This window comes from Streptomyces sp. NPDC008092, from assembly GCF_042957285.1.
GTDB lineage: Bacteria > Actinomycetota > Actinomycetes > Streptomycetales > Streptomycetaceae > Streptomyces.
The window spans coordinates 203,496-230,259 of the sequence record NZ_JBIBHY010000013.1 but is presented as its reverse complement, the minus strand read 5'-3'; the positions used below and the strand labels follow the sequence as shown (position 1 = coordinate 230,259).

Sequence of the window (26,764 nt, the reverse complement as noted above, 5' to 3'; positions counted from 1 at the left end):
TCCTATTGTCTTCCTGCAACTGCCGTCAACGCAGCGTCGACCTTACGGCCAACAATCCGGGCGAACGGCGCAGGGACCCCGGCGGCGGGCATCTTTGACGCAACCCTGATGGGCGCCGGTGCCGCGGCTCCGGCGCCCGCCACCGTGCGCTCAGTTGGGGTTGTCGCCGTGGGTGAGGGTCTCCCAGGCGACGAAGAGGTTGTTGCTGCCCGCGGGACGGTTGTTCAGCGTGAGCGTCTGGGTGTTGGTCATGGCGATGCCCAGCCGGTTGTGCAGGGCGTTGTAGCCGACCTCGGTGACGGGCCCGAGCCCGAGGTTGAGGGAGCCGCCGCAGAGCCAGCTGGGGACGGCGGTGCCCAGCTGGTACTTGGCCTGGAAGCCGAGCGCCTGGCGCAGCCGCTCGCCGACGTCCGTGCCGTACAGGTCGGTGCCCTGGATCCGGCTGGTCTCGGCGACGTGCGAGATCGCGGAGATGCCGTACCCGGTGTGCGTGAAGTCCCGGCAGGTCTCCTGGGTGAGGCCGGTGACGAAGGTGGACTGGCCCTGCCAGTAGGAGACGATCTTGGCGGTGGTGTCGAGGTTCTGGCTCGGCACGGTCTTGGGCACCGACCCGTCGGAGGCCAGGTAGACGTAGGCGGCGGTGCGGGTGCGGAACTTCGCCATGGCCGTGTCGTACGACGTCTTGTCCTCCAGGAAGACGGAGATGCCGACGGCGGCCTCCATCATCGACAGCTCCCAGTTGCCGTTGGAGTTGGAGCCCTTGATGACGGTGGGGAGGTAGACGTTGCGCAGCATGGTGGCGAAGCGGGCCTCGTTCGACCAGGTGCCGGTGTACGTGTACCGGATGATCTCGGCGGCCTTGGGCCAGGAGGAGCCCGCCCAGCCGGTCTGCAGGGGCGCGTTGCTGTTGGTGTGGCTGGTGATGGTGGCCGACCAGGCGTCCATGATCTGGATGGCCTTCTGGGCGTACCGGGCGTCCTTGGTGATGTACCAGGCGAGCGCGTCGGTGTAGGCGGCGATCGCGTCCTCGCGCTCGTCGGTGCAGCCGTAGTTGGGGTTCGAGTACGAGCCGCACTCGACCGTCGCCCAGGGTGTGGGGGTGCGGTTCAGGTCGGCGTACTTGCTCGCCAGCATCTGGTCGTAGGCCGACTTCCAGGGCTGGGCGCCGGCCAGCACCTCGGTGCGGGCGAAGTCGAGCTGGGCCTTGGAGACGGTGACCCCGGGGTGCACGAAGGTGCTGGGGGCGGAGTGGGCGGCGGGGGCCGTGAAGACGCCCAGGAGCAGGGCACCCGCGGCCGCGAGCAGGGGGATGCGACGCACAGCGACTCCGTTCTTGTATGTGAACGTTGAGCGCCTCTGTGAACGTAGGCGTGAATCGAGACCGTAGGTACGGACCAGACTTCCGTCAAGGTGTGAAGTAAGCGGGAGTCATTCACACCGGAGCACCCGGGCATGTGAAAGGGCCGCACCCCGGTGTGGGGTACGGCCCTCGTCGCCTGCCTGTTCCGCTAGCGGACCTCGGTGATCTCCGGTCCGCGCTGGAGCTGGCCCATGCCGCCGGAGAAGCGCGAGGACTCCTCCTGCTGGACGCCCTCGGGGACCATCTGGGCATCGTTGGGCAGCTTCAGGACGATCGGGTCGCGGGGCGCCATCGGGCCCTCGCCACGGACCACGACGGTGTCCCGGAAGATCTGCTCCAGGAGGCCGGCCGCCTGCGGCTGGACCGCGCCCTGCCCGGAGATCACCCCGCGCAGGAACCAGCGCGGACCGTCCACACCGACGAACCGCACGACCTGGAAGCCGCCGGTGCCGTCCGGCAGCTGCACCGGCACCTGGGCGCGCAGCTCCCAGCCCAGCGGACCCTCGACCTCGTCGACGATGCCGCCCTGCTGCGTGATGCCGGTCGCGATCTCCTCGCGGACCTCGCCCCAGATGCCCTCGCGCTTGGGCGCGGCGAAGGCCTGCAGCTGGATGGCGCTGTCGCGCAGCACGACGGTCGCCGCGACGATCGCGTCGCCCGCGACCTCGACCCTCAGCTCCATGCCGTCCACGCCGGGCACGAACAGACCGCCCAGGTCCACCCGGCCCTCGCCGGCCTCACGCACCTCGGTGTCGTCCCACGGCCCGTCGGGCCGGGGCTCCGGCTCCAGACGAACGCGCTCGCGCTCGCCCTCTTCCTCGTCCGCCTCGGTGTCGACGCTGTCGACGACCTGCTCGGCCTCGCCGGCCGCGTCCTCGGCGGCACCCTTCTTCTTGCGACGTCCGAACACGTCACTGTCCTTCCCGGTCGGATACGACCGAAGCGTATCGATTCCCACCCGTCCGACCGCCCTCGGCGGCCTGACCGCTTGTGCCGCTCACATCGCCCACCGCGGCATGACCGCCGGTGGACCCGAAGCCCCCCTCGGCCCGCGCCGAGCCGGGAAGTTCCGCCACCTCCTGGAAGCGGACCCTCTCGACCTGCTGGACGACCAGTTGGGCGATCCGGTCGAAGCGCTCGAACCGCACCGCCTCGCGCGGGTCGAGATTCACCACGATCACCTTGATCTCCCCACGGTACCCGGCATCAATCGTCCCCGGGGCATTCACAAGGGCCACACCGCACCGGGCGGCGAGCCCCGAACGAGGGTGCACGAAGGCCGCGTACCCCTCCGGGAGGGCGATCGACACTCCCGTCGGCAGCACGGCCCGTTCTCCCGGCGCCAGCTCGCACGCCTGTGTGGTGCGCAGATCGGCCCCGGCATCACCGGGGTGCTCGTACGCCGGAAGCGGTACGTCGGGGTCGACGCGGCGCACGAGGACGCCGAGCGGGCCGGCCGTGCGGGCCGGGGCCAGGGGGTCTGCGGGGTTCACGGATTCACCTCGAAGGCGCGGGCGCGCCGGGCCTGGTCGGGGTCCTTCATGGCGGCCTGGATCTCTTCCTCGCGGCCGTTGTCGACGAAGTGCTCGACCGGGACCTCGATGAAGAGGGCGTCGGCGCGGACGGCTACGGGCCCCGTGGGGCCGTCCATGCGTCCGGTGGCGGTCGAGTAGATCTTCCGGCCGGCCACGGCGACCACCTCGGCCTCCAGGTGGAGCGTGGTGCCCACGGGCACGGGCCGCACGAAGTCGGTCTCCAGCCGTCCCGTCACGGCGATCTTCCGCAGCAGCCAGTTGAGCGAGCCCAGCGTCTCGTCCAGGGCGGAGGCGAGCACGCCGCCGTGCGCGAGGCCCGGGGCGCCCTGGTGGGCGGGGCGCACGGTGAACTCGGCGGCGAGGGAGACGCCCTCGCCGGCGCGTACCTCCAGGTGCAGCCCGTGGGACTGCCCGTGCCCACACCCGAAACAGTGTTCGTAGTGTGCACCGATGAGCTCACCGGGCGCGGGCGCGTCGGGGTGCCGCTCCGGTTTCCGGGCACTGGCAGGGGGCTGAAGAGCTGCGGAACTACCACTCACAGGCGCAGACCTTACCCGCGCGTCCAGTGAATCCGGACACCGTGCCAAGCTTGGCTCCATGCAGCTCTCCGCCACCCCGTACGAAGAACGCCTCACCGCCCCCCGGTCCTGGTGGTTCATCAGCTTCCTGGTCGGCGTCTCGTTCGCCCTGATCCTGCTGCCGTTCGGCACCCTGCCGATGCTGGGCGGCCTGGTCGGCGGCACCGCGGCGGCAGCGGTGGTGGCCAGCTCGTACGGTTCCCCGCGGATCCGGGTCGTCGGCGACTCGCTGATCGCGGGCGAGGCGAAGATCCCGGTGTCGGCCCTGGGCCCGGCGGAGATCCTGGACCCGGACGAGGCGCGCGCCTGGCGCACGCACAAGGCCGACGTCCGCGCCTTCCTCCTGCTGCGCTCCTACATCCCGAGGGCCCTCCGCGTGGAGGTCACGGACCCGGCCGACCCCACCCCGTACCTGTACCTGTCGACCCGGGAGCCGGAGGCCCTGGCGGCGGCGATCGAGGCGGCGAAGACCAGCACGAAGGCCTGAGCGGGTCGGGCTGCGCCCGCTCCGGTCTCGGCAGCACCCCAGAGGGGCGCGGGGCGCTCCGCCCGCGCACCCGGAACGCCCGTCAGCCCCCGAAGTCCTCCGGCAGCTCCGCGATCGGCAGCGGCTCCGCCGGCTTCTCCAGCGGCGGCAGCTCCGGCAGTTCCTCCCACGGCACCTGGATCTTTCTCAGGTCCGTCCGGATCCGCGCCGCGAGCTTTCTGGTGTCCCGGCGGTTCATGACCGCCCCCACCGCGGCGCCCACCATGAACGGCATCAGGTTCGGCAGGTCCCGCACCATCCGCTTCATGATCTGCTGGCGCAGCTCGCGCTTCATGTGCCCGCCGAGGGCGTTGTTGATCGTCGACGGCTTCATCACGTCGATGCCGCGCTCCCCCGACCAGGAGGACAGATACGCGGTGCTGCGGTCCTTCAGGTTCCCCGGCGGGCGCACGCCGTAGACCTCGTGGAGCTCGGCGATCATCTTCAGCTCGATCGCCGCGACCCCGGTGATCTCCGCGGCCAGCTCGGTCGGCATCGCCGGCGGCACCGGCAGCATCGCCGCAGCCCCGACTCCGGCCCCGACCGCCGAGGTCGCGCCGGCCGCGCCCGCCACCAGTTTGTCGGCGAGCTGCTCGGGCCCGAGGCCCGGGAACTGCCGGCGCAGGGTCGCGAGGTCGCGTACGGGGACACGCGGGGCGATCTCGATGATCCGGTCCGCCAGGTACCCCAGCCCCGCTTTCGCCCGGCTGCCGCCCTTACGGGCGCCTTCCCGGGCCATGTCCACGGCCCTGTCCCGGATGGCCGCGACCCGTCGCCTGGCGACGGGCGCGGACCGGTCCGTCGGCGCCGGGAGGTCACCCCGGCCGGCCGCCGGTTCGAGCGAGGCTCCCGGGTCGGGTGAGCCCCGCTCGGCATCACGCGCGCGCGGGCCGTCGGACGGCCCGGAGTCCGCTCCCGGCAAAGGGAAACGGCGCTTCCGAGGTGGGGTCGAGCCAGTCATGCCCGACCCGTCCTCAGTCGCAGTCGCGGCAGATCGGCTGACCGTTCTTCTCCCGGGCCAGCTGGCTGCGGTGATGCACCAGGAAGCAGCTCATGCAGGTGAACTCGTCCTGCTGCTTGGGCAGCACCCGGACGGCCAGCTCCTCGTTCGAGAGGTCCGCTCCGGGCAGCTCCAGGCCTTCTGCGGCCTCGAACTCGTCGACGTCCACCGAGGACGTTGACTTGTCGTTCCGCCGGGCCTTCAGCTCTTCAAGACTGTCCGAGTCGACGTCGTCGTCGGTCTTGCGTGGAGTGTCGTAATCGGTTGCCATGTCGCTCTCCCCCTCTGGGTGTCTGCGGTGTCTCCAGCGCACGTAACGCGTGAGAGGCCGGACTTGTGCCCGACCCGAGGCGGAGATTTTGCCTCACATCAAGGTCTGTTACTCAATCGACACCCAACCGGACCCCCCAAGAGTGATCAGGTTGAATGGCGATGGGGACCGTACACGGTCCTGCCGAGGCACTTCAAAGGCGCCTCACCCTGTACTTCCCGTGATCAAGACCCCTGAAAACAGGGATTTTCCCGGCTTTATTCCCCTAGCCATGATCACGCAGAGTAGATGGCCGGAAATCCGCCCTTGTGATCGATCACACAGAGGGGAATGTGCCGCGCCGCTGGAAAATTCAGCGCAAAGCGAACATCCCCCGCGTGTGTCGCGATCTTGTAACGGCGTCAGACCGGCAACGTGACCCGCATCACGAGTCCTCCGCCCTCTCGCGGCTGGGCCACGATGTGCCCGCCGTGCGCCCGGGCCACGGACCGCACGATGGACAGGCCGAGGCCCACACCCTTGTCGCTGCCCGTTCGCTCGGTACGGAGCCGTCTGAAGGGCTCGAAGAGGTTGTCGATCTCGTACGCCGGGACCACCGGACCGGTGTTCGCCACGTAGAGCACCGCCTGCCCGTGCTGGATCTCGGTGTTGACCTCCACCCAGCCGTCCTCGGGCACGTTGTAGCGGACCGCGTTCTGCAGCAGGTTCAGGGCGATCCGCTCCAGGAGCACGCCGTTGCCCTGGACCACGGCCGGTTTCCGTACGCCCCGGATCGTCACGCCCTTGGCCTCCGCCTCGGCGTGCACCTGGTCGACGGCCTGGGAGGCCACCTCGGCCAGGTCGACCGGTTTGCGCTCGACGATCTGGTTGTCGCTGCGGGCGAGCAGCAGCAGGCCCTCCACGAGCTGCTCGCTGCGCTCGTTGGTGGCCAGCAGAGTCCTGCCGAGCTGTTGCAGCTCCACGGGCGCGCCCGGGTCCGAGAGGTGCACCTCCAGGAGCGTGCGGTTGATCGCCAGGGGCGTGCGCAGTTCGTGCGAGGCGTTGCCGACGAAGCGCTGCTGGGCGGTGAAGGCCCGTTGCAACCGCTCCAGCATGTCGTCGAAGGTGTCCGCGAGTTCCTTGAGCTCGTCGTCCGGGCCGTCCAGCTCGATCCGGCGGGACAGGTCCGAGCCGGCCACCGCGCGGGCGGTGCGGGTGATCCGGCCGAGCGGGGACAGCACCCGGCCGGCCATCGCGTAGCCGAACGCGAAGGCGATCACGGCCAGGCCCAGCAGAGCGAGGAGCGAACGGCTGAGCAGGTTGTCCAGGGCCACCTGGCGCTGGTGGTCCACGCACTGGGCGATGGCGTTGTTGAAGTCCTGCAGCGACACGGTGTTGGAGTTGGCCGTGGCGGCCATGTTGATCGCCGGACAGTTGTCGCTGGAGACCTGCAGCCCGTCATACTTGACGATCTTGAACAGCGGCTGGTTGCCGGTACTGATCGCCTGGGCGGCCAGCAGATAGATGATCGACAGCAGCAGGATGCCGGCGATCAGGAACATGCCGCCGTACAGCAGGGTGAGCCGTATCCGGATGGTCGGGCGCAGCCACGGCAGGACCGGCTGCTGCCTTCTCGGGTCCCAGGTGGGCTTGGGCGGTGCCTGCGGGGGTGCGGGAGTGGTCGCCACGGTCATCAGATCCGGTAGCCCGAGCCGGGAACGGTGACGATCACCGGGGGTTCGCCCAGCTTGCGGCGCAGCGTCATGACGGTCACGCGCACGACGTTGGTGAAGGGGTCGGTGTTCTCGTCCCACGCCTTCTCCAGGAGCTGCTCGGCGGAGACCACCGCGCCCTCGCTGCGCATCAGCACCTCCAGCACCGCGAACTCCTTCGGCGCCAGCTGGACCTCCTTGCCGTCGCGGAAGACCTCGCGGCGGTTCGGGTCCAGCTTGATGCCGGCGCGCTCCAGGACGGGCGGCAGCGGCACGCTGGTGCGGCGGCCCAGGGCGCGCACGCGCGCGATGAGCTCGCTGAAGGCGAAGGGCTTGGGAAGGTAGTCGTCGGCGCCGATCTCCAGGCCCTCGACGCGGTCGCTGACGTCACCGGAGGCGGTCAGCATCAGCACGCGGGTGGGCATGCCGAGCTCGACGATCCGGCGGCAGACGTCGTCGCCGTGCACGAGGGGGAGGTCGCGGTCGAGGACGACCACGTCGTAGTCGTTGACGCCGATGCGCTCCAGGGCGGCCGCACCGTCGTACACGACGTCGACGGCCATGGCCTCCCGGCGCAGTCCGGTGGCCACCGCATCGGCGAGCAGTTGCTCGTCCTCGACGACGAGTACGCGCACGTCGCTTGTCCTTCCTCTGTCCACCCGCGTAGCGCGCACCGGCGCACCCGGGCAGGGGGTCTCCGTGGGATGTGTGACCTCCATCCTGCCCTTTTCGGCCATAAGTCGGCAGTAAGACGGGGGCTGGACAGCCGGATCCGAGGCGGCCGGGCGGGAATGCGGGATTTTCTCCTGCGGTTGAGGTTTCCACGGAGAGGAGCGGGGGGAGGACGGCATGTACACCCCGCGATCACGCTCTGCATGTGCCGCAGCACCATGCGGTACGTACACCGCCGCTACAGCAGAGTGGACGATGGGGGTGTCCGGCACCGTCGCCGCCCGGCCGGGCAGCGCTGGGCACCCGCGAGAGACGTGATCGCCCCTTCCGAACGGCACACCCCCGTGCCACCGACCCACGACCCAGGACGAGGGGGCGCAGCATGGACGCATTCACCGCAGGACTTCTGCAGCGCATAAAGGCGACCGAGTCCGACATCACCCGGGCTCGTGACGAGGGTGACGACTTCCTCGTCGAAGTGGAGCAGGCCGAGCTCGACGACCTGCGCCGCCTCGCAGCCGAACACGGTGTGGAAGTCGGCGCGACCAGCGTCTGACAGTCCCGCAGCACCGCAGCACGAGAACAGGGCCCCGGCGAATCCAGCGCCGGGGCCCTGCTCGTACCTGATCCTTTCCCACCGCAACCGCGTTCGATTCCTCTCGGCCGGCAAGGCACGAGATCTTTTTCCCGAGACCGGCTGCGAGCGCCGGGACCTCTCGGACCCGGGTGTTCCGACAGCGCCCCTACGGCGTGCCCCCTCGGCCCCGGCGTACGGCGTTCCTCAGTCGTGCCAGGCTCCGAAGTCCTCCAGGAGGCGCTGGAGGGGCTCGAAGACGCCCGGGGTGCCGGCGACCGTCAGGGCGCGTGCGGGGCGCTCTCCGGGGCGGCCACCGGTCAGGGCGCCGGCCTCCCGGGCGATGAGGTCGCCCGCGCCCCAGTCCCAGGCGTTGAGGCCGCGCTCGTAGTAGCCGTCCAGCCGGCCGCAGGCCACGTCGCACAGGTCGATCGCGGCCGACCCGCTGCGGCGGATGTCGCGCAGCAGGGGGATCAGCCGGGCCGCGACCTCGGCCTGGTGGGTGCGGACGGCGGTGACGTAGTTGAAGCCGGTCGACACCAGCGCCTGGTCCAGCGGCGGCGCCGGGCGGCAGCGCAGCTCCCGCTCCCCGTCCCACGCCCCGGTCGCCCAGGCCCCGCCGCCGCGCACCGCGTGGTACGTCTCGCCGCGCATCGGGGCCGCCACGACGCCGACCACGGTCTCCCCGTCCTGCTCGGCGGCGATGGAGACCGCCCAGGTCGGCAGCCCGTACAAGTAGTTCACGGTGCCGTCGAGGGGGTCGATCACCCAGCGGACGCCGCTGGTCCCCTCCGACGACGCGCCCTCCTCGCCGAGGAAGCCGTCGTCGGGGCGGTGCCCGGCGATCAGGTCGGTGATCAGTTTCTCCGCCGCGATGTCCATCTCGGTCACCACGTCGATCGGGCTGGACTTGGTCCGGGCCACGGCGAGGTCGGCCGGACGGCCGTCCCGCAGCAGTTCGCCCGCGCGGGCGGCCGCCTCCCGGGCGAGGTCCAGCAGGTCCGTGTGCAGGGCGTCGGTCACGGGGCTCCTCACGCGTAGGGGCTGTCGGCACCGGCCGCGGCCGGGCGGGGGGCGCGGGCCGGGCAGCAGCCGACCGGGCAGAGGTCGTGGCTCGCGCCGAGTGCGCCCAGGGCGCACGGCGTGATCTCCCGTCCGCTCTCCGCGGCGGCGCGCTCCAGGACCAGCTCGCGGATCGCGGCGGCGAACCGCGGGTCGTCCCCGACGGTCGCGGACCGGCGGACCGGCAGACCCAGCTCCGCGGCCTTCGCCGTGGCCTCCGTGTCGAGGTCGTAGAGGACCTCCATGTGGTCGGAGACGAACCCGATGGGGGCCATGACGACCGCCGGGACCCCGGCGCCGTGCAGCGCCTCCAGGTGGTCGCAGATGTCCGGCTCCAGCCACGGGATGTGCGGGGCGCCGGAGCGGGACTGGTAGACGAGCCGCCAGGGGTGGTCGGTCCCGGTGCGCTCCCGGACCGCGTCCGCGATCAGCTCGGCCACGTCCAGGTGCTCCTCGACGTACGCGCCGCCCTCGCCGTGCGTCTCGGCCGGGCCCGAGGTGTCGGCGCTCGCGGTCGGGATGGAGTGGGTGGTGAAGGCGATGTGGGCGCCCGCGCGGACGTCGTCGGGGAGGTCGGCGAGGGATGCAAGCACCCCGTCGATCATCGGGTCCAGGAAGCCGGGGTGGTTGAAGTAGTGCCGCAGCTTGTCGACCTTCGGGAGTTCGAGGCCCTCGGCCTCCAGCGCGGCCAGCGAGTCGGCGAGGTTCTCGCGGTACTGGCGGCAGCCCGAGTAGGAGGCGTAGGCGCTGGTGGCGAGGACCAGGATGCGGCGGCGGCCGTCGGCGACCATCTCGCGCAGGGTGTCCGTCAGGTACGGCGCCCAGTTGCGGTTGCCCCAGTAGACCGGCAGGTCGAGGCCGTGCTCGGCGAAGTCCTTGCGCAGGGCGTCCAGCAGGGCGCGGTTCTGGTCGTTGATCGGGCTGACCCCGCCGAACAGGAAGTAGTGCTGCCCGACTTCCTTGAGACGTTCCTTCGGGATACCGCGCCCGCGCGTCACGTTCTCCAGGAACGGAACCACGTCGTCCGGGCCTTCCGGGCCGCCGAAGGAGAGCAGGAGCAGGGCGTCGTAGGGGGTGGCTTCGAGCGCGTCTGACATGTGCCGATCCTGCCACCCGGCACTGACGGCCCGGAAACAGGAGCGTGAAGAGTCGGATTCGGGAGGTTTATCCCCGGTACCGGACGGGTGCAGGACAGCGACCTCACTCGTAAGCTGTATCAGCCGCAGTCACGCCTTACTCGCACATCCGTCGGAGACCCCCGTGCCCAGCCCCTATCGCGCTCTGTTCGCCGCCCCCGGCAGCAAGGGCTTCTCCGCCGCGGGCTTCGTCGGCCGGATGCCGTTGTCCATGATGGGCATCGGCGTGGTCACGATGATCTCCCAGCTCAGCGGCCGGTACGGGCTCGCGGGCGCGCTGTCGGCCACCATGGCGCTGTCCGCCGCCGCGATCGGGCCGCAGGTGTCCCGGCTGGTCGACCGGCACGGCCAGCGCCGCGTCCTGCGCCCCGCGACCCTGCTCGCGCTCGCCGCGGCGGCCGGGCTGCTGCTGGCCGCGCACTTCGGATGGCCGGACTGGGTGCTGTTCGTGTGCGCCGCCGGGATCGGCGCGGTGCCGAGCCTGGGCGCGATGATCCGGGCCCGCTGGGCAGCCCTCTACCGGGGCACCCCGCAGCTGCACACCGCCTACTCGTTCGAGTCCGTCGTCGACGAGGTGTGCTTCATCTTCGGGCCGATCCTCTCCATCGGCCTGTCCACGACCTGGTTCCCGGAGGCGGGCCCGCTGCTCGCCGCCGGCTTCCTCGCCGCCGGCGTCTTCTGGCTGACCGCCCAGCGGGCCACCGAGCCCGAGCCGCACCCGCGTGACCACCACGGCGGCGGCTCCGCGCTGCGCGCGCCCGGCCTCCAGGTGCTGGTGGCGACCTTCGTGGCCACCGGAGCCATCTTCGGGGCGGTCGACGTGGTGACCGTCGCCTTCGCCGACGAACGCGGCCACAAGGCCGCTTCCAGCATCGTCCTGGCCCTGTATGCGGCGGGTTCCTGCGTGGCCGGGGCTGTCTTCGGGCTCATGCGGTTCGGGGGGAAGCCGGAACGCCGGTGGCTGCTGGGCATATGCGCGATGGCCGTGAGTATGATCCCCCTCCTACTGGTCGGAAACTTGCCGCTTCTGGCCGTGGCGCTGTTCGTTGCGGGCCTGTCCATCGCACCGACGATGATCACGACGATGTCCCTCATCGAAAAGCACGTACCTCGCGCGAAACTCACCGAGGGCATGACCTGGGTGAGCACCGGCCTCGCGGTCGGGGTGGCGCTCGGCTCCTCGGTCGCCGGCTGGGTGATCGACGCGGCCGGCGCCCGTGCCGGGTACGGGGTTCCGGCCGTGTCCGGAGCCGTCGCGGTCGCGGTCGGTTTCCTCGGGTACCGCCGGCTCAGCAGGCCGGTCACGGGTCGGGGAGGCACCGTTGAGCAGTACAGCGAGCGGGAAGAGCGGCACGTGGCGTAACTGGGGAGGGAATGTCACCGTCCGCCCCGCGCGGGAGGTCGTGCCCGCCTCCGTGGACGAGCTGGCGGCGGCCGTACGGCAGGCGGCGGAGGACGGCCTGAAGGTGAAGGCGGTCGGCAGCGGCCACTCCTTCACCTCGATCGCCGCGACCGACGGTGTCTCGATCCGCCCTCAACTGCTCACGGGCATACGCGACATCGACCGCAAGGCCATGACCGTCACGGTCGAGGCCGGTACCCCGCTCAAGAGACTCAATATGGCCCTGGCCCGTGAGGGCCTGTCGCTGACCAACATGGGCGACATCATGGAGCAGACGGTCTCCGGGGCCACCAGCACCGGCACCCACGGCACCGGCCGCGAGTCGGCCTCGCTCGCCGCACAGATCAGGGAACTCGAACTGGTCACCGCCGACGGCTCGGTGCTCACCTGTTCGGAGAAGGAGAACCCCGAGGTCTTCGCGGCGGCGCGGGTCGGTCTCGGTGCCCTGGGCATCGTCACCGCGATCACGTTCGCGGTGGAGCCGGTCTTCCTGCTCGCCGCGCGCGAGGAGCCGATGCCCCTGGACCGGGTTCTCGCCGAGTTCGACCAGCTCTGGACCGAGAACGAACACTTCGAGTTCTACTGGTTCCCGCACACCGGCAACACCAACACCAAGCGCAACAACCGCAGCGCGGGCCCGCCGCAGCCGGTGGGGCAGCTGGCCGGCTGGTTCGAGGACGAGTTCCTCTCCAACGGGGTCTTCCACGCCGCGCAGCTGTTCGGCCGCGCGGTGCCCGCCGTCGTCCCGACGGTCGCCCGGATCTCCAGCACGGCACTGTCCGCCCGGTCCTACACGGACATTCCGTACAAGGTCTTCACATCCCCGCGCCGGGTGCGGTTCGTGGAGATGGAGTACGCGGTGCCCCGCGAGGCATTGGTGGACACGCTGCGGGAACTCAGGGCGATGGTCGACCGTTCCGGTCTCAGGGTGAACTTCCCGGTCGAGGTCCGCACCGCCCCCGCCGACGACATCGCCCTGTCCACCGCGTCCGCCCGGGACAGCGCCTACATCGCCGTGCACATGTTCCGGGGCACGCCGTACCAGGCGTACTTCACCGCCGCCGAGCGCATCTTCACCGCGCACGAGGGGCGTCCGCACTGGGGCAAGGTGCACACCCGGGACGCGGACTACTTCGCCGAGGTCTACCCGCGCTTCGGCGAGTTCACTGCGCTGCGGGACCGGCTCGATCCGGACCGGCTGTTCCAGAACGACTATCTGCGGAGGGTTCTGGGGCAGTAGCCGCGGAGTCACCGGCGGAGGCGCCGGGCGTGGGGGCCGTGCTCGGCTCCGCGCTCGCGGACCCGCTCGGTGACGGTGCCGGGCCGGCGGTCCCGTCGCTCCCGGGGGTACCGGACGCCCCCGGGGAGGACGACGGCGACGGAGTGGTCGAAGTGGCCGTACCGGCACCGGAGTTCGCACCGGAGGAACCCGAAGTCCCCGGAGAATCCGTGGTGTCGGAGGAGCCGGAGCCGCCGGACGAACCCGAAGACCTGGCGTCACCGGTGACCGCGCCGCCGACCGTCGTGCCGGAGCTGCCGCTGAAGCTGTTGCCGGAGACGAGTTCCCAGGCCGTGACGCCGGCCATGGTGACCGCGAACACCAGGGCGGCCGCGACCAGCGGGCGGCGCCGGGTCCGCACCCGGGCGCGGTAGACGGTGCCCTCGGTGAACGCGCCGGGCTCCGGGGGCGCTTGCTCCCGGGGGCGCGCGGTTCTGGACGCGGTCACCGTCGCGTCGCGGAACTGTTCGCCGGTGCGGCTGAAGAAGTGCTGGAACACCGAGCCGCCGCAGGTGGCGATCACACTGACGACTCCGGCGCCGAGGATCGTCCCGTACACCCCGAAGTAGGAAGCGAGTTTGGCGGCCACCACCGCGGCCACCGCGCCGCCCGCGACCTGGGGCACGCTGAGGTCGATCCGCTTCGAACTTCCCTTCACCTCCTCCCCCGTACTGGTCTCGTCACCGGAACCGGGCCTTTCACGCATTACCGAACCTTGCCTGCCCTTCCCGTACTTGTTCGATCGACTGCACAAGAAAGGGACGTACGGACGAAACCATTAGTTCCGTTTCTGAGGATTGCGTGAAGTACGCCACGTTCAAGATCGCCCGATACGGGCAAACAACGGCCGGGGAGCGGTTGTTGCCAGAAGTTGGGCGGCGCGCCAATCCACGCACGTGGCCCGAATGGAGTACTGTTGCGAGCCCTGGGCCCGGTCTCCCGCCAGGGCGTCCGAGGCCTTGCAGGACCGCCGGGAGGGGGCTAGTTGCACAGGGTGACGGAGTTGGTCACTTAGCGTTGCGAATAGGTAACCGTGCCATAACGGCGGTGCAGGGCCCGTGCCCGACACGCCGGGCAACTCGGCAAGGTTGTGGCAGGCTGCACCCGGGCAGGCCACACTCGACTAGCGGAAGCAGCGACGCACGTGACGTCGGCAGGCACCACCCGGGAGGTCCCCATGCCCGAACTGCGTGTCGTGGCCGTCTCCAATGACGGCACACGGCTGGTGCTCAAGGCTGCCGACTCTACGGAGTACACCCTTCCGATCGACGAACGGCTCCGTGCCGCCGTACGCGGCGACCGGCCCCGGCTCGGCCAGATCGAGATCGAGGTCGAGAGCCATCTCCGGCCCCGAGACATCCAGGCGCGGATACGAGCGGGCGCGACGGCCGAAGAGGTCGCGCAGCTCGCCGGGATCCCCGTCGACCGGGTGCGGCGCTTCGAGGGTCCGGTACTGGCCGAGCGCGCCTTCATGGCCGAGCGGGCCCGCAAGACGCCGGTCCGCAGGCCCGGCGAGAACTCCGGGCCGCTGCTCGGCGAGGCCGTGCAGGAGCGGCTGGTGCTGCGCGGCGCCGAGAAGGACACCGTGCAGTGGGACTCCTGGCGCCGCGACGACGGCACCTGGGAAGTCCTGCTCGTCTACCGGGTCGCGGGCGAACCGCACTCGGCGAGCTGGACCTACGACCCGCCCAGGCGGCTCGTCCAGGCGGTCGACGACGAGGCGCGCTCGCTGATCGGCGAGTCCGAGGACCTCGCCGTACCGGAGCCCAGCTTTCCGTTCGTGCCGCGCATCGCACGGCTGCCGCGCGACCGGCCGCTGGACCGTTCCGGCGACCGGGACCGCGAGCGGCCGAGCCTGCCCGCGCAGTCGTCCGATCCGGTCGAGGAGACGGCCGGCGAACGGGACTCCCTGACCAGCCTGCTGGAGGCGGTGCCGAGCTTCCGGGGCGACATGGTGGTCCCGGAGCGCCCGGTGGAGGTCCCGGAGGAGCCCGCTCCGGAACCGGCCGCGGAGGAGCCCCCGGCCCCGGCAGCCTCGGCCGGCTCCGCCTACGCGGACGTCCTCATGCCCCGCTCCGTCGGCAGCCACCGCGACCGGCTGATCGGTGCCACCGACCGCCAGGCCGAGGCCGACGGCGTCCGCCCCGGCCGCCGTGCCGCCGTGCCGAGCTGGGACGAGATCGTCTTCGGGACACGGCGCAAGAAGCAGGAGTAGAACCGGAACAGGCAGCGGAAGGCGGGGGCGCGCGTGCGTGCCCCCGCCTTCCGCTGCGCCTGCGCTACTGCGGGTCGGGGCCGACCGCCACCGGACGGGACGGGTCGGCGGACCACTCCGACCACGAACCGACGTACAGCGCCGCCGGGACGCCCGCGACGGCCAGCGCCAGCACCTCGTGGGCGCCGGAGACGCCCGAGCCGCAGTACACGCCCACCTCGGCCCCCTCCGAGGCACCCAGGCCCTTGAAGCGGTCACGGAGTTCGGCGGCGGGCAGGAAGCGGCCGTCCGGACCGACGTTCTCGGTGGTCGGCGCCGACACGGCGCCCGGGATGTGGCCGCCGACCCGGTCGATCGGCTCCACCTCACCCCGGTACCGCTCCCCCGCGCGGGCGTCGAACAGCACACCCGAGCGAGCCAGCGCCGCCGCCCCGTCCGCGTCGAGCAACTGCCCGGCACCCGGGGCCGGTTCGAAGTCACCCTCGGCCGGCTCGGTCACGTCCGCCGAAAGAGCACCCGTCCAGGACGGCAACCCGCCGTCGAGGACCCGCACGTCCGGGTGACCCGTCCAGCGCAGCAGCCACCAGGCACGGGCCGCCGCCCAGCCCTGTCCGCCGTCGTAGACGACGACCGGCCGGCCCGCCGACACCCCCGCGCGCCGCATCGCCGCACCGAAGACGGCCAGGTCGGGCAGGGGATGCCGGCCGTTCCCGCCGGGCGGCGAGGCGAGTTCGCCGTCCAGGTGCACGTAGACGGCGCCCGGCAGATGCCCGGCCGCGTAGGCCGCCCGGCCGTCGAACGGCGGGGTGCCGGGCGGGGTCAGCTGCCAGCGGACGTCGAGCAGGACGGGCGGATTCGGCCCGGTCAGGTCGTCGGCGAGTTCGGTTGCGTCGATGATGGCTTCCATGGCCCCATCCTTACGCCAGGGGTGGCCGCATCGTCCAGGTACGACTACTCTGCTCGGCCGGACAGGCTCGATCACCGGGCGTACGGGATCGGGCACATGCTGTACGGCTGATGGACACCCGACGGCAATCGGCCGGAAACGGGCGAGAAACGGCAGACCAGGCATCCTCGCGGCGGAGCCGCCCCACGGGCGTGGACGCAGGTCACCACGGAGGGTGCCGGGAACGGCACGGGGCGTGCCCGCGGCTGCGGCGCAGCCGGTCCGGAGAGCGGAAGCGACACGGCCACCGCGAGGGGCCGAGGAGAGAGTGACGATGACCGAGGTACGGGGATCGGCGGGCGCGAACGGCGGCACGCACGCTCGGCGCGCGCCCGGCACCCCCTGCTGGGTGAGTCTGATGGTGCACGGCTTGACCGCGACCGAGGAGTTCTACGGAACCCTGTTCGGCTGGGAGTTCGAGCCCGGCCCCCAGCAGCTCGGCCCGTATGTCCGGGCGCTGCTCGACGGGCAGGAGGTGGCGGGCATCGGGCAGCTGTCGCCGGACCTGCATCTGCCGATCGCCTGGACGCCGTACTTCGCCTCGGACGACGTGGACCTGACGGCCGAGACGGCCCGGCTGTGCGGCGGCACGGTGGGCGTCGGCCCGCTGGACGCGGCCGAGGCCGGGCGGATGGCCATCGCCTCCGACCCCTCGGGCGCGGTGTTCGGGATCTGGCAGGGATCGGCCCACCTCGGCACGGCCCTGACCGGCGTCCCGGGCACACCGGTCTGGGACGAGCTGCTCACCTTCGAGACGTCGAGCGTCGCCAAGTTCTACGAGACGGTGTTCGGTTACGAGGAGGAGCCGGTGGTGTCCGCCGACTTCGACTACGTGACCCTGCACGTCGGGGGCCGTCCGGTGGCCGGCATCCACGGTGTCGGCCTCGCGCTGCCCCGGGACCGGGGGCCGCACTGGCTGACGTACTTCGAGGTGGCCGACGCGGACGCGACCCTGCGGGAGGTCGCCGAGCTGGGCGGGCAGGTGCTGAAGCCGGCCCGGGACAGCGCGCACGGGCGGGTCGCGACGGTGGCCGACCCGGAGGGCGCGGTCTTCTCGGTGATCCAGAGCCCGCGCTGAGCCGTCGCCGGCGTGGGACGGCGCAAGGCAACCCGTCCCACGCCACGGCGTCGCCGGCCAGTGCGCACGGCACGCGCCGACGCCGATCCGTACGGTCCGCGGGTCGCGGTCGCCGGGGGCAGGCCGCCTCAAGTCGCGCGTGCGGATGCGGGATCGGCAAGGCGTCCCGGATCGAACCCTGGGAACGGGCGGGCGGTCGGCGGGATCAGCTGGTGACGCCGCCGTCGACGACGAGGTCGTGGCCGACGACGAAGCTCGACTCGTCGGACGCCAGCCACAGCACCGCGTTGACGATCTCGTCGGTCGTCGCGACGCGGGCGATCGGCACCGTCGTGGCCAGCCGGGCCGCCCGGTCGGCGGCGGTCTCCCCGGGCCGCAGCGACATGCCGGTGTCCGTGGCACCGGGGCTCACCGCGTTGATGCGTACGTTGTCCCTGATGTGGTCCAGGGCGGCGACCCGGGTGAGGGTGCTCACGGCGGCCTTGGACGCGGCGTAGGCGGCCATGCCGGGGCGGCGCCCGTGGTACCCGATGTTGGACGCGGTGTTGACGATGACGCCGCCGCCGTGCGCCCGCATGTGCCTGATCTGCTGCTGCATGCCGAGCAGGACGCCGGTCAGGTTGACGTCCAGTACGGACTGCCACGCCGACAGGTCCAGGTCGGCGACCGGGGCGGGCCTGCCGAAGACGCCCGCGTTGTTGTGCGCGACGTGCAGGCCGCCGTAGCGCTCCACCGTGGTGCGCACCAGGCGTTCCATGTCCTCGGGCCGGGTGACGTCGGCGACCACGGCGCCGGCCGTGCCGCCGTCCTCGCCGACGAGCCGCACGGTCTCCTCGACGGACTCCGGCCGGGCGCCGGCGGCGACCACGGTGGCGCCCTCCCGGGCGAAGGCCCTGGCACTGGCCCGGCCGATGCCGGCTCCGGCCCCGGTGACGATGACGACCTTGTCCTTGAAACGGGCGGTCATGGGGGGTGCTCCTTGGTACCTGTCGTCGTGGACGGGAAATCAGGGCGCCCGCACGGCAGACGTTCCACGGCCGGCGTCCCGCGCTGTGCGCGCCGCTCGTGCGCGCACGCGCCCCGGCCCGATCCTTCCGCGGCGACCCCGGCGGACGACAGGTGATCAGACCACACATCCGGCCGGGAACCGGGGTGACCCGACCACCGCCCCTGCCCACTCTCCGGGGCGGGCGCGGACCGCGGTTGCCGCCGCGGATCCCCATGCTTAGGCTCTCTAAGGAGCTGCTTGCCTGATCACGGGGGAACATGGTGGAGGGACCGGTGCCGGCCACGTCGCCGGATGCGATGTCCGTGCTGGAACTGCTCGCCGAAGGGGCCCCGGCAGCGCGGTTCGACGAACTGCTGCGCACCGCCCGGCGCGAGGAACTGCCCGGCGACACCCTGGCGGAACTCGACCACGCCGTCCGCCTGGCCTCGTCCGTCCAGGCCCGGATCGGCCACGCGCAGCAGCGGGAGGCCGGGCTCGCCGCGCTCGTCGACACCGCCCACGACCTCACCCTGGTGCACGGCGTGGACGCGCTGCTGCACGAGATCGCCCGACGGGCACGCCGGCTGCTGAACGTCGACATGGCCTTCGTCGGACTGCGCAACGCGGGCGACGAGGGCGGGGCCTCCTCCATCCGCGCGGCGGAGGGCGGGACCACCGCGCGCGGCGTGGGCCTGGAGACCGCCGGCGACCGGGGCCTCGGCGGTCTCGTCCAGCGGAGCGGGGCGCCCGCCTGGAGCCCCGACTACCTGACCGACACGGCCGTTCCGCACTCCCCCGACATCGACGCCGTCGTACGGGCCGAAGGTCTGCACGCCGTCCTGGCGGTTCCGCTCGGCCACGGCACCGCGGTCTTCGGCACCCTCTACGGCGCCGACCGGAAGGTGCGGTACTTCACGCCGGACGAGATCAGCCTCCTGCGGTCGCTCGGCAAGCTCGCGGGCGTCGCCCTCGAACGCGTGCGGCTCCTGGAGGAGACCCGCGCCGAGGTGACCGAGCTGGCACGGGACACCTCCCGTGCCAGGAGCAGCCTCGACGTGCAGCACCGCGTCGAGGCCGCCTACATCCGTCTGATCGACCTGGTGCTCGGCGGCTGCGACCCGCAGACCCTCGCCGAGGCGGCGGTCCGGGAGCTGTCGGGGGCGCTGGTCGTCAGGGACTGCGTCGGACGCGAGGTCGTCGTGACCGGCACACCGCCCGGACTCGCCGAGGACGACGTGCTCAGGTGGACCTACGACGCACACGCCGCCGGCGGTCCAGTGCCGATGTCCGGGGGCGGCTGGGCCGCGCCGGTCACGGCGGGCGGCGAGAACCTCGGGACCGTGCTGCTGGTCCCCGACGAACCCCTCACGGACGGCTTCGGCGTGCGCTTGCTCCAGCTCACCGCGCGGGCGGTCGCCCTCATCCTGTTGCTGCAGCGCACCTCGACGGTGGCCCACGACCAGATCCGTGACGAGCTGCTGGACGAGCTGCTCGGCGACGTCGGGCCGCAGCCGCGCCGGCTGGTCGCGCAGGCCCGCCGGCTCGGCCTCTCCCTCGGCGATCCGCATGTGATGGTGGTGGCCAGGCCCGAGGGAGGTCCGGCCGGCCGGGCCGCCGCGTGGGCGTCGTCGTACGCCCATCGCGCGTCCGGACTCGCGAGGTTCCGGGACGGCCGGGTGACCCTGCTGCTCCCCGGCGAGGACCCGCTCGCCGCGGCCACCGCCGTGTCCGCTGAGCTGACGCCCGTCGTCGGGCATCCCGTCACGGTCGGGGCGGCCGGGCCGGTATCGGACCCGGTGCACGTGGCACGGGCCCACCGCGAGGCCCTCAGCTGCCTGGAGGCGCTCGTCGAACTGGGCAACCCGGGCGGTGTCGCCACCCCGCAGCAGATGGGCTTCCTCGGCGTCCTGCTCTCCGAGACCCACGGCATCGGCGACTACGTCGAGGCCGTGATCGGTCCCGTACTGGACTACGACACGCGGCGCTTCACCGACCTGACCGGGACCCTCGACGCGTACTTCGCGTCCTCCGCCAGCCCGACGCGCGCGGCGGCCGGCCTGCATGTCCATCCCAACACGGTGTCCAGACGGCTGGAGCGCATCGCCGAACTCCTCGGAGCCGACTGGCTGGAACCCGAACGGGCACTGGAGATCCAGCTCGCCCTGCGGCTGCACCGGACCCGGCGCACCTTGCGGCACCGGCAGGTGACCTCCGGGGCGGCGAGCCCATGAGGGACTCGGACCGGCCTGCTTGAGGTGCAGGGGTGCAGGTCCGTCCGCAGCATGGCCGCCCAGCGCCCGCGGGCGTCACCTCGTCAAACCGAGGGAACCGGCAGGACGTCAGGGGACAGCACGCCGGCCTGGGCCGAAGCGCTGGTCATCCGGCGGAGGTGGTGTCTGCGGCACAGCACCTCGTAACCGATCTCCTCCGCCGGGCGGTTGACGTCGCCCACGACCACCTGGGCACCCTCGACCACCATCGCTCCGCCCACCGTGCGGGCGTTGTGCGTCGCCCGGGCCCCGCACCAGCACAGCGCCTCCACCTGGAGGGTCTCGATCCGGTCGGCCAGCTCGATCAGGCGCTGCGAACCCGGGAACAGCTTGGTACGGAAGTCCGTGGTGATCCCGAAGGCGAAGACGTCCAGCCCGAGATCGTCGACCACCCGGGCCAGCTGGTCGATCTGCCCAGGCGCGAGGAACTGGGCCTCGTCCACGATCACGTAGTCCACCTTGCCGCCCCGGGACAGCTGCTCGACCAGATAGGTGTACATGTCCATGCCCTCGGCCGCCTCGACCGCCTCGGTCACCAGTCCCAGCCGCGAGGACAGCTTGCCCTCCCCGGCCCGGTCGTCGCGCGTGAAGATGACACCCCTCAGTCCCCGGGCCGACCGGTTGTGCGCGATCTGCAGCGCCAGCGTCGACTTCCCGCAGTCCATCGTTCCGGAGAAGAACACCAGCTCGGGCATGGGGAGTTGAACACCTTTCGATCAGTGGTGGGGCAGGACGGGGCGGAACGTCAGGAGCGTACTTCGAGCAGCGGCACGAGCTGCTCGGCGGGGGTCATCGAGCCGTGGTTGCCGACCATCGCCGACTCCTTGGGCTCCCGCTCGGAGGCGATGATCAGGACGTCGTCGTGCGCGGCCGCGACCACGTCGCCGATCCGCTCGTACACCCGCGCCTCGAACCGGTCCGGCGGGCCGAACCAGCCCGCCGCGATCGCCTCGTCCCGCGAGGCCACCCAGAACTGCTCACCGAGCACCTCACGCCAGCAGGTCAGGACGTCGTTCGCGGCGCCGGGCACCGCGTAGACGTGCCGGGCCCGGCCCTCGCCGCCGAGCAGGGCGACGCCTGCCTTCAGCTCCCAGTCCTCGTCGAAGTCGATGCGGTGCTGTTCGTCGAACGGGATGTCGACCATGCCGTGGTCGGCGGTGACGTACAGCGCGCTGCGCGCCGGGAGCTGCTCGGCGAGCCGCTGCACCAGCCGGTCGACGTGCATGAGCTGGCCGCGCCAGGTGTCGGAGTCCACGCCGTAGCGGTGCCCGGCGCCGTCCAGTTCGGCGTAGTACGTGTACACCAGGGCACGGTCGGCGGCGGCGAGCTGCTCCGCCGCGAGGTCCATCCGCTCCTCGCCGGTCAGCCGCCCGTGAAACGTTCCGCCGCTGAGCGCGACCTTGGTGAGCGGGGTGTGCTGGAAGGTCGGGGAGGAGACCTGGGCGGCGTGCACCCCGGCGTCGGCGGCGAGCTGGAAGACGGTGGGGTACGGCTGCCAGGCGAACGGGTCCGACCAGGGCTGCCAGCGGAGCTGGTTCATCAGCTGGCCGGTGGCCGGGTTGCGGACCGTGTAGCCGGGCAGGCCGTGGGCGCCCGGGGGCAGGCCGGTGCCGACGGAGGCGAGGGAGGTCGCGGTGGTGGCCGGGTAGCCGGCGGTGATCGGCCGTCCCGTGCCGCCGCGCGAGCTGCCGAGCAGCGAGGTCAGGTAGGGCGCCTCGTCCGGGTGGGCCTTGATCTGCTCCCAGCCGAGCCCGTCGATCAGGAAGACGCAGTTGCGGTCGGCGGGCGTCAGCTCCGTGATCGACGCGGTCATGCCGGGTACGGCCATGCCGGCGGCCAGGGTGGGCAGCAGGTCGGCGAGGGAACCGCTGCCGTACTCGGGCAGCGGCGCGGAGCCGAGGGCGAGGGGTTCCGGATGGTCCCAGGCGGCGTACGCCATCAGTGCGCGACGTCCGCGGTCGCCTCGGAGATGGCCTGGGCGAAGGCGAGCGCCTGGCGCACCGTCTCCGGGCCGTCCCCTGCCTCGCTGACCCGCAGGCTGAGGTCGTCGGCGGTGGAGTTGCCGGTGTAGCCGTGGTCGGCCTCGCAGTTGGGGTCGCCGCAGGCGGCGGGCTCCAGGTCGATGCGGGAGACGGCGCCCCAGCCGATGGTCAGCACGATCTCGCGGGGCGGGGTGCCCGGCGTGTACTGCTCCGGGTTGGCCACGACCCGGCTCACCACGACCGACGAGATCCGGCCGAGCTTGACCGACTCGGTGGAGGTGGTGGCGTACGGCGTCGGGGAGGTGCTGTCGGCGGCCTGCTCGTCGGTGTGGCTGACGATGAAGCGGTTGCCGGTGAGGACGAGCACGGTCACGTGCCGCCGCACCTCGTTCTGGTCGAACGTCGTCTCCTGGTGGACCAGGTACGACCGGATCGGCTCGCCGCCGATGGCGGCCTCCACCGCCTCGGCCACGAGGGCCGGGTAGTAGCCGCTGCGCTCGATCGCGACACGCAGCCCCTGGGTCGTCGTACTGGTCTTGGCCATGGCGTCCATCCTAATCCGTGGTCAAGGGGACCCGGGCCAGTCGTGCGCGGCCGCGTCCGGCGCCGCCGCCGTCGCGCACGGCCGTGTCGAACGCCGCCGGGGCGTGCGGGTGTTCGTCCCGGCCGGCGGGCGGGTCAGTAGGCGGGCAGGGTGCGGGGGCCCAGATCGTCGCGGGCCGGCGGTGGCGCGAGGCGCACAGTGGCCCCCAGGACGCTCACGCCCTGCCGGGCGACGACGACCGGCTCCAGGGTGACCGCGACGACCTCGGGGTGGTCGTCGACCAGCCGGGAGACCCTGAGCAGCAGCTCCTCCAGGGCGGGCGTGTCGACGGGGGCCGAGCCGCGCCAGCCGAACAGCAGGGGCGCGGTCCGGATCGACCGCACCAGTGAGGTGGCGTCCCGGTCGGTGACCGGAACCAGCCGGTGCGCCATGTCGCCGAGCAGCTGCGAGGCGGCCCCGGCGAGACCGAAGGACACCACGGCCCCGGCGGCCGGGTCGATCACGGCGCGTACGACGGTGTCGACACCCCGCGGCGCCATCCGCTGCACCACCGGCCGCAGCTCCTCGGGCGGCCCGTACAGCTCGCTCAACTCGTCGTACGCCCGGCGCAGTTGCTCTTCGTCGGCCAGGTCGAGCCGTACACCGCCCAGGTCGGCGCGGTGGCGCAGGTGGGGGGCGGTGGCCTTGAGGGCGACGGGGTAGCCGAGGGCGCGGGCGGCGTCGGCGGCGGCCTCGGGGGTGGGGGCGGGCAGTGCGCGGTGCACGCCGATGCCGTACTTGCCGAGGAGCCGGCAGGTCTCCTCCACGCCGATGGTGAGCCCCTCGCCGCGTTCGAGCAGCGCGCCGATCAGCTCGGCGGCGCCCCGCTCGTCGATGTCGTCGTACCCGGGCACCTTCCCTGGCTCGGCGGCCTCTCGCTGCCACTGCGCGTACTTCACAGCCTCGGCGAGCGCCCGGACGGCCCGCTCGGCGGCGGGGTAGGCGGGGATGAGGCGGGAGCAGGGGCGCGAGGTCCGGGGGGCGGGGGGCTTCGCCTGCACCTCGGTGGGCGGGCGTTCCGCAGGGCGGACCGGGTGGGCACCGCCACCGGTGCCGGGTGCCGTCGCACTCGCGGCAGGCGCGGTACGGCCCGCGGCCGAAAGCGCCTCGGCCAGCCCCCCGAGCTCCACGTGCACCACGAGCACCGGCTTCCCCGGAACCTCTTCGGCCGCCGACCGCAGCGCCTCCGCCAGCTCCGCGTCCCCCACCGCCCCCTCCCCGATCGTCGGAATCGCCGTGACGACCACCGCGTCGCACGACTCGTCGGCCAGCGCCTGCGCCAGCGCCCGGTGGAAGTCCCCCGCGGTCGCCCGCGTGGTCAGGTCCAGCGGCCGGGCCGGCCGCAGGCCCTCGGCCAGGCACCGGTCGTACGTCAGCAGCCCGAGCGACTCCGAGTTGCCGAGGATCGCCACCCGCGGCCCGGCCGGCAGCGGCTGCCGGGCGAGCAGCAGCCCCGCGTCGACCAGTTCGGTGATCGTGTCGACGCGGATCACCCCGGCCTGCCTGAGCAGGGCGGACACCGTGGCGTGCGGCAGCCGCGTCGCCCGCACCGCGTGGCCGGGCGGCGCCTGCCCGGCGCCCTGCACCACGACCAGCGGCTTCGCCGCCCCCGTCCGCCGCGCGAGGCGGGTGAACTTGCGCGGGTTGCCGATGGACTCCAGGTACATGAGGACGACGTCGGTCTCGGGGTCGTCGTACCAGTACTGGAGGACGTCGTTGCCGGAGACGTCCGCGCGGTTGCCGGAGGAGACGAAGGTGGAGACGCCCGTGGTGCCGGTCACCCCGCCGCCGCGCCGGTGCAGCCGGGAGAGCAGGGCGATGCCGATGGCGCCGGACTGGGCGAACAGGCCGATGCGGCCGGGACGGGGCATCTCGGGTGCGAGGGAGGCGTTCAGCCGGACGCCGTCCGCGGTGTTGATGACCCCGAAGGCGTTGGGGCCGATGATGCGCATGCCGTACGTGCGCGCCTGCCGGACCAGCGCACGCTGGCGCTCACGGCCGTCGGGGCCGCTCTCCGCGTACCCGGCGGCGAGGACGACGAGCCCCTGGACGCCGTGCTCGCCGCACTCGGTGACGACCTCGGGGACATGCTCGGCGGGTACGGCGACGACCGCGAGGTCGACAGAGCCGTCGATGTCGCGCACGGAGCGGTGCGCGGGCACCCCGTCGACCTCCTTGAGATCGTCCGGGAAGGCCCGGTTCACGGCGTGCAGGGAGCCGGTGAAACCGGCGTCCCGGAGGTTGCCGAGGACGCTGCGGCCGACCCCGCCGGGCGTGCGGCCGACCCCGATCACGGCCACCGAACCGGGAGCCAGCAGCCGTCGTACCGAACGGGCCTCCGCGCGCTGCTCGCGGGCGCGCTGCACGGCGAGGGAGCGGTCCGTGGGCTCCAGGTCGAACTCCAGGCGGACGACACCGTCCTCGAAGCTGCGCTGCTGGGTGTAGCCCGCGTCCATGAACACCTTGATCATCTTGGTGTTGGCGGGCAGCACCTCGGCGGCGAAGCGGCGGATCCCGCGCTCGCGCGCCACGGCCGCGATGTGTTCGAGGAGGGCGGAGGCCACCCCCCGGCCCTGGTGGGCGTCCTGGACGAGGAAGGCGACCTCGGCCTCGTCGGCGGGCGCGGAGGCGGGCGTCCCGCCGGGGCCAATGCGGTCATAGCGTACGGTTGCGATGAACTCGCCGCCGATGGTGGCCGCGAGCCCCACCCTGTCCACAAAGTCGTGGTGCGTGAAGCGGTGGACGTCCTTGGCGGAGAGCCTGGGGTAGGGCGCGAAGAAGCGGTAGTACTTCGACTCGTCCGAGACCTGCTCGTAGAAGCTGACCAGGCGCTCGGCGTCATCGACGGTGATGGGCCGGACGCGCGCGGTACCCCCGTCGCGCAGCACCACGTCAGCTTCCCAGTGGGACGGGTACTCGTGCCGGTCCTGCGGGTCCGCCGGGGTCTGCATGGGCCCCAGAGTACGGCTCGCGTCCGGCAACGGTGCGAGGCAGTCTGTGGAGGACGTACGTCGGACCGAGGCCGCGGTCCGGCGACACACCCGGAGGGATCCATGTCCACTCCGGGCATGCTTCACGATATGGGAAACTGGTCTAGACAACCCTGAACACCGAAGGGCAGCATCACATGGCTGAGCGCCGCGTCAACGTCGGCTGGGCCGAGGGCCTCCACGCCCGCCCCGCTTCCATCTTCGTCCGAGCCGCCACGGCCGCAGGCGTCCCGGTGACGATCGCCAAGGCCGGGGGCAACCCCGTCAACGCGGCCTCCATGCTGGCTGTCCTGGGGCTGGGCGCCCAGGGCGGCGAGGAGATCGTCCTCGCCTCCGACGCCGAGGGTGCGGACGCCGCCCTCGACCGCCTGGCCAAGCTGGTCGCCGAGGGTCTCGAGGAGCTCCCCGAGACCGTCTGAGCGCCCGGCGCCCGCACGTCCGGGGCCGCGCCACTCCCACCGGGGGCGGCGCGGCCCCGCCGTTTCCCCGCCGCCCGGCCGCACCGTCTCAGCGCCGCCCGTACCGGGCCGCCCGTCATGTGCCGCAATTCCATGACGGCCGCACATGACTTCACGACCGGGCCGCGCATCCCTTTACGGCGGCCCGCCCCTGACTTTGTGAAGAAC

The 26,764-nt window shown here is 72.2% G+C and carries 25 protein-coding genes; 8 read left to right on the top strand and 17 right to left on the bottom strand.

The window, feature by feature from the left end; all coding sequences use genetic code 11:
• Positions 1-150 precede the first annotated feature (150 nt).
• The 4 genes from ACFZB3_RS36320 to ACFZB3_RS36305 all read right to left on the bottom strand — a co-directional run bounded on the left by ACFZB3_RS36320 (position 151) and on the right by ACFZB3_RS36305 (position 3,434).
• Positions 151-1,320 (bottom strand): alginate lyase family protein, encoded by a 1,170-nt coding sequence (locus ACFZB3_RS36320; protein ID WP_391383436.1) that lies wholly within the window; start codon positions 1,318-1,320, stop codon positions 151-153.
• A 188-nt stretch (positions 1,321-1,508) separates the two neighbouring features.
• Positions 1,509-2,270: a DUF3710 domain-containing protein gene (locus tag ACFZB3_RS36315; RefSeq protein ID WP_189262384.1), complete on the bottom strand. Its 762-nt coding sequence runs from the start codon at positions 2,268-2,270 to the stop codon at positions 1,509-1,511.
• A gap of 1 nt (position 2,271) precedes the next feature.
• The gene (dut, locus tag ACFZB3_RS36310) at positions 2,272-2,853 is read right to left on the bottom strand and encodes a dUTP diphosphatase (RefSeq protein ID WP_391383432.1); all 582 of its coding nucleotides are present in this window, start codon (positions 2,851-2,853) and stop codon (positions 2,272-2,274) included.
• Complete coding sequence (locus ACFZB3_RS36305) at positions 2,850-3,434, bottom strand: hotdog domain-containing protein (protein WP_391383429.1); 585 nt, start codon at positions 3,432-3,434, stop codon at positions 2,850-2,852. Before ACFZB3_RS36305 ends, dut begins: the two co-directional genes overlap by 4 nt.
• Positions 3,435-3,492: 58 nt before the next feature.
• On the opposite strand from ACFZB3_RS36305, the gene ACFZB3_RS36300 reads away from it, so the two are divergent.
• A complete protein-coding gene (locus ACFZB3_RS36300; RefSeq protein ID WP_391383426.1) occupies positions 3,493-3,960 on the top strand; it encodes a DUF3093 family protein in 468 nt (155 codons plus the stop codon).
• An 82-nt stretch (positions 3,961-4,042) separates the two neighbouring features.
• Here ACFZB3_RS36300 and ACFZB3_RS36295 read toward each other — a convergent pair whose 3' ends face one another.
• The 4 genes from ACFZB3_RS36295 to ACFZB3_RS36280 form a co-directional block, all read right to left on the bottom strand.
• A complete protein-coding gene (locus tag ACFZB3_RS36295) occupies positions 4,043-4,960 on the bottom strand; it encodes a hypothetical protein (RefSeq protein ID WP_391383423.1) in 918 nt (305 codons plus the stop codon).
• Between the two features lie 13 nt (positions 4,961-4,973).
• The gene (locus tag ACFZB3_RS36290) at positions 4,974-5,270 is read right to left on the bottom strand and encodes a DUF4193 domain-containing protein (protein ID WP_003997302.1); all 297 of its coding nucleotides are present in this window, start codon (positions 5,268-5,270) and stop codon (positions 4,974-4,976) included.
• A 401-nt stretch (positions 5,271-5,671) separates the two neighbouring features.
• Positions 5,672-6,937 carry an ATP-binding protein gene (locus ACFZB3_RS36285; RefSeq protein WP_391383421.1) on the bottom strand — a complete coding sequence of 422 codons (1,266 nt, stop codon included), beginning with the start codon at positions 6,935-6,937 and terminating at the stop codon, positions 5,672-5,674.
• Between the two features lie 5 nt (positions 6,938-6,942).
• Positions 6,943-7,596: a response regulator transcription factor gene (locus ACFZB3_RS36280; protein WP_007387794.1), complete on the bottom strand. Its 654-nt coding sequence runs from the start codon at positions 7,594-7,596 to the stop codon at positions 6,943-6,945.
• Between the two features lie 419 nt (positions 7,597-8,015).
• Here ACFZB3_RS36280 and ACFZB3_RS36275 point away from each other — a divergent pair, with 419 nt between their 5' ends.
• Complete coding sequence (locus ACFZB3_RS36275; protein WP_167450044.1) at positions 8,016-8,189, top strand: hypothetical protein; 174 nt, start codon at positions 8,016-8,018, stop codon at positions 8,187-8,189.
• 225 nt (positions 8,190-8,414) lie between these two features.
• Here ACFZB3_RS36275 and ACFZB3_RS36270 read toward each other — a convergent pair whose 3' ends face one another.
• Positions 8,415-9,230, bottom strand: coding sequence for an inositol monophosphatase family protein (locus tag ACFZB3_RS36270; RefSeq protein WP_391383416.1), 816 nt, complete (start codon positions 9,228-9,230; stop codon positions 8,415-8,417).
• A gap of 8 nt (positions 9,231-9,238) precedes the next feature.
• Positions 9,239-10,366, bottom strand: coding sequence for a ferrochelatase (locus ACFZB3_RS36265; protein ID WP_391383413.1), 1,128 nt, complete (start codon positions 10,364-10,366; stop codon positions 9,239-9,241).
• A 163-nt stretch (positions 10,367-10,529) separates the two neighbouring features.
• Between ACFZB3_RS36265 and ACFZB3_RS36260 the strand changes: the two genes are divergently transcribed.
• Both ACFZB3_RS36260 and ACFZB3_RS36255 read left to right on the top strand, forming a co-directional pair.
• Complete coding sequence (locus tag ACFZB3_RS36260; RefSeq protein ID WP_391383411.1) at positions 10,530-11,768, top strand: MFS transporter; 1,239 nt, start codon at positions 10,530-10,532, stop codon at positions 11,766-11,768.
• Positions 11,728-13,047: a D-arabinono-1,4-lactone oxidase gene (locus tag ACFZB3_RS36255; RefSeq protein WP_391383408.1), complete on the top strand. Its 1,320-nt coding sequence runs from the start codon at positions 11,728-11,730 to the stop codon at positions 13,045-13,047. Before ACFZB3_RS36260 ends, ACFZB3_RS36255 begins: the two co-directional genes overlap by 41 nt.
• Here the strand turns inward: ACFZB3_RS36255 and ACFZB3_RS36250 are convergent.
• On the bottom strand, positions 12,971-13,792 hold the full coding sequence (locus tag ACFZB3_RS36250) for a hypothetical protein (RefSeq protein ID WP_391383405.1): 822 nt from the start codon (positions 13,790-13,792) through the stop codon (positions 12,971-12,973). The genes ACFZB3_RS36255 and ACFZB3_RS36250 overlap by 77 nt on opposite strands.
• 471 nt (positions 13,793-14,263) lie before the next feature.
• Between ACFZB3_RS36250 and sepH the strand changes: the two genes are divergently transcribed.
• Positions 14,264-15,301, top strand: a complete 1,038-nt coding sequence (sepH, locus tag ACFZB3_RS36245) for a septation protein SepH (RefSeq protein ID WP_391383402.1) — start codon at positions 14,264-14,266, stop codon at positions 15,299-15,301.
• 64 nt (positions 15,302-15,365) lie between these two features.
• On the opposite strand, the gene ACFZB3_RS36240 is transcribed toward sepH, so the two are convergent.
• Entirely contained in the window at positions 15,366-16,208 is an 843-nt protein-coding gene (locus ACFZB3_RS36240) for a rhodanese-like domain-containing protein (RefSeq protein ID WP_391383399.1), read from the bottom strand.
• A gap of 313 nt (positions 16,209-16,521) precedes the next feature.
• Here ACFZB3_RS36240 and ACFZB3_RS36235 point away from each other — a divergent pair, with 313 nt between their 5' ends.
• Positions 16,522-17,325, top strand: a complete 804-nt coding sequence (locus ACFZB3_RS36235) for a VOC family protein (protein ID WP_391383396.1) — start codon at positions 16,522-16,524, stop codon at positions 17,323-17,325.
• Between the two features lie 205 nt (positions 17,326-17,530).
• Here ACFZB3_RS36235 and ACFZB3_RS36230 read toward each other — a convergent pair whose 3' ends face one another.
• Positions 17,531-18,292, bottom strand: a complete 762-nt coding sequence (locus tag ACFZB3_RS36230) for a glucose 1-dehydrogenase (protein ID WP_391383393.1) — start codon at positions 18,290-18,292, stop codon at positions 17,531-17,533.
• Positions 18,293-18,606: 314 nt separating this feature from the next.
• Here ACFZB3_RS36230 and ACFZB3_RS36225 point away from each other — a divergent pair, with 314 nt between their 5' ends.
• Positions 18,607-20,544: a helix-turn-helix domain-containing protein gene (locus tag ACFZB3_RS36225; RefSeq protein WP_391383390.1), complete on the top strand. Its 1,938-nt coding sequence runs from the start codon at positions 18,607-18,609 to the stop codon at positions 20,542-20,544.
• A gap of 83 nt (positions 20,545-20,627) precedes the next feature.
• Here the strand turns inward: ACFZB3_RS36225 and ACFZB3_RS36220 are convergent, their stop codons facing one another.
• The 4 genes from ACFZB3_RS36220 to ACFZB3_RS36205 form a co-directional block, all read right to left on the bottom strand.
• Entirely contained in the window at positions 20,628-21,278 is a 651-nt protein-coding gene (locus ACFZB3_RS36220) for a thymidine kinase (RefSeq protein WP_391383386.1), read from the bottom strand.
• Between the two features lie 50 nt (positions 21,279-21,328).
• Positions 21,329-22,522, bottom strand: a complete 1,194-nt coding sequence (locus ACFZB3_RS36215; protein WP_391383382.1) for an alkaline phosphatase family protein — start codon at positions 22,520-22,522, stop codon at positions 21,329-21,331.
• A complete protein-coding gene (locus ACFZB3_RS36210; RefSeq protein ID WP_391383379.1) occupies positions 22,522-23,118 on the bottom strand; it encodes a DUF5998 family protein in 597 nt (198 codons plus the stop codon). The genes ACFZB3_RS36215 and ACFZB3_RS36210 overlap by 1 nt, the downstream gene beginning before the upstream one ends.
• A gap of 125 nt (positions 23,119-23,243) precedes the next feature.
• Positions 23,244-26,099 (bottom strand): GNAT family N-acetyltransferase, encoded by a 2,856-nt coding sequence (locus ACFZB3_RS36205; RefSeq protein WP_391383376.1) that lies wholly within the window; start codon positions 26,097-26,099, stop codon positions 23,244-23,246.
• A 176-nt stretch (positions 26,100-26,275) separates the two neighbouring features.
• Here ACFZB3_RS36205 and ACFZB3_RS36200 point away from each other — a divergent pair, with 176 nt between their 5' ends.
• Entirely contained in the window at positions 26,276-26,557 is a 282-nt protein-coding gene (locus tag ACFZB3_RS36200; RefSeq protein ID WP_030563197.1) for an HPr family phosphocarrier protein, read from the top strand.
• Positions 26,558-26,764 lie beyond the last annotated feature (207 nt).

Bases quoted from the DNA above. Each gene is read 5' to 3' on its own strand.
- ACFZB3_RS36235 (WP_391383396.1), top strand. From the start codon at position 16,522: ATGACCGAGGTACGGGGATCGGCGGGCGCGAACGGCGGCACGCACGCT.
- ACFZB3_RS36200 (WP_030563197.1), top strand. From the start codon at position 26,276: ATGGCTGAGCGCCGCGTCAACGTCGGCTGGGCCGAGGGCCTCCACGCC.
- sepH (WP_391383402.1), top strand. From the start codon at position 14,264: ATGCCCGAACTGCGTGTCGTGGCCGTCTCCAATGACGGCACACGGCTG.
- ACFZB3_RS36230 (WP_391383393.1), bottom strand. From the start codon at position 18,292: ATGACCGCCCGTTTCAAGGACAAGGTCGTCATCGTCACCGGGGCCGGA.
- ACFZB3_RS36295 (WP_391383423.1), bottom strand. From the start codon at position 4,960: ATGACTGGCTCGACCCCACCTCGGAAGCGCCGTTTCCCTTTGCCGGGA.
- ACFZB3_RS36215 (WP_391383382.1), bottom strand. From the start codon at position 22,522: ATGGCGTACGCCGCCTGGGACCATCCGGAACCCCTCGCCCTCGGCTCC.
- ACFZB3_RS36210 (WP_391383379.1), bottom strand. From the start codon at position 23,118: ATGGACGCCATGGCCAAGACCAGTACGACGACCCAGGGGCTGCGTGTC.
- ACFZB3_RS36300 (WP_391383426.1), top strand. From the start codon at position 3,493: ATGCAGCTCTCCGCCACCCCGTACGAAGAACGCCTCACCGCCCCCCGG.
- ACFZB3_RS36250 (WP_391383405.1), bottom strand. From the start codon at position 13,792: ATGCGTGAAAGGCCCGGTTCCGGTGACGAGACCAGTACGGGGGAGGAG.
- ACFZB3_RS36220 (WP_391383386.1), bottom strand. From the start codon at position 21,278: ATGCCCGAGCTGGTGTTCTTCTCCGGAACGATGGACTGCGGGAAGTCG.
- ACFZB3_RS36205 (WP_391383376.1), bottom strand. From the start codon at position 26,099: ATGCAGACCCCGGCGGACCCGCAGGACCGGCACGAGTACCCGTCCCAC.
- ACFZB3_RS36275 (WP_167450044.1), top strand. From the start codon at position 8,016: ATGGACGCATTCACCGCAGGACTTCTGCAGCGCATAAAGGCGACCGAG.
- ACFZB3_RS36290 (WP_003997302.1), bottom strand. From the start codon at position 5,270: ATGGCAACCGATTACGACACTCCACGCAAGACCGACGACGACGTCGAC.
- ACFZB3_RS36265 (WP_391383413.1), bottom strand. From the start codon at position 10,366: ATGTCAGACGCGCTCGAAGCCACCCCCTACGACGCCCTGCTCCTGCTC.
- ACFZB3_RS36240 (WP_391383399.1), bottom strand. From the start codon at position 16,208: ATGGAAGCCATCATCGACGCAACCGAACTCGCCGACGACCTGACCGGG.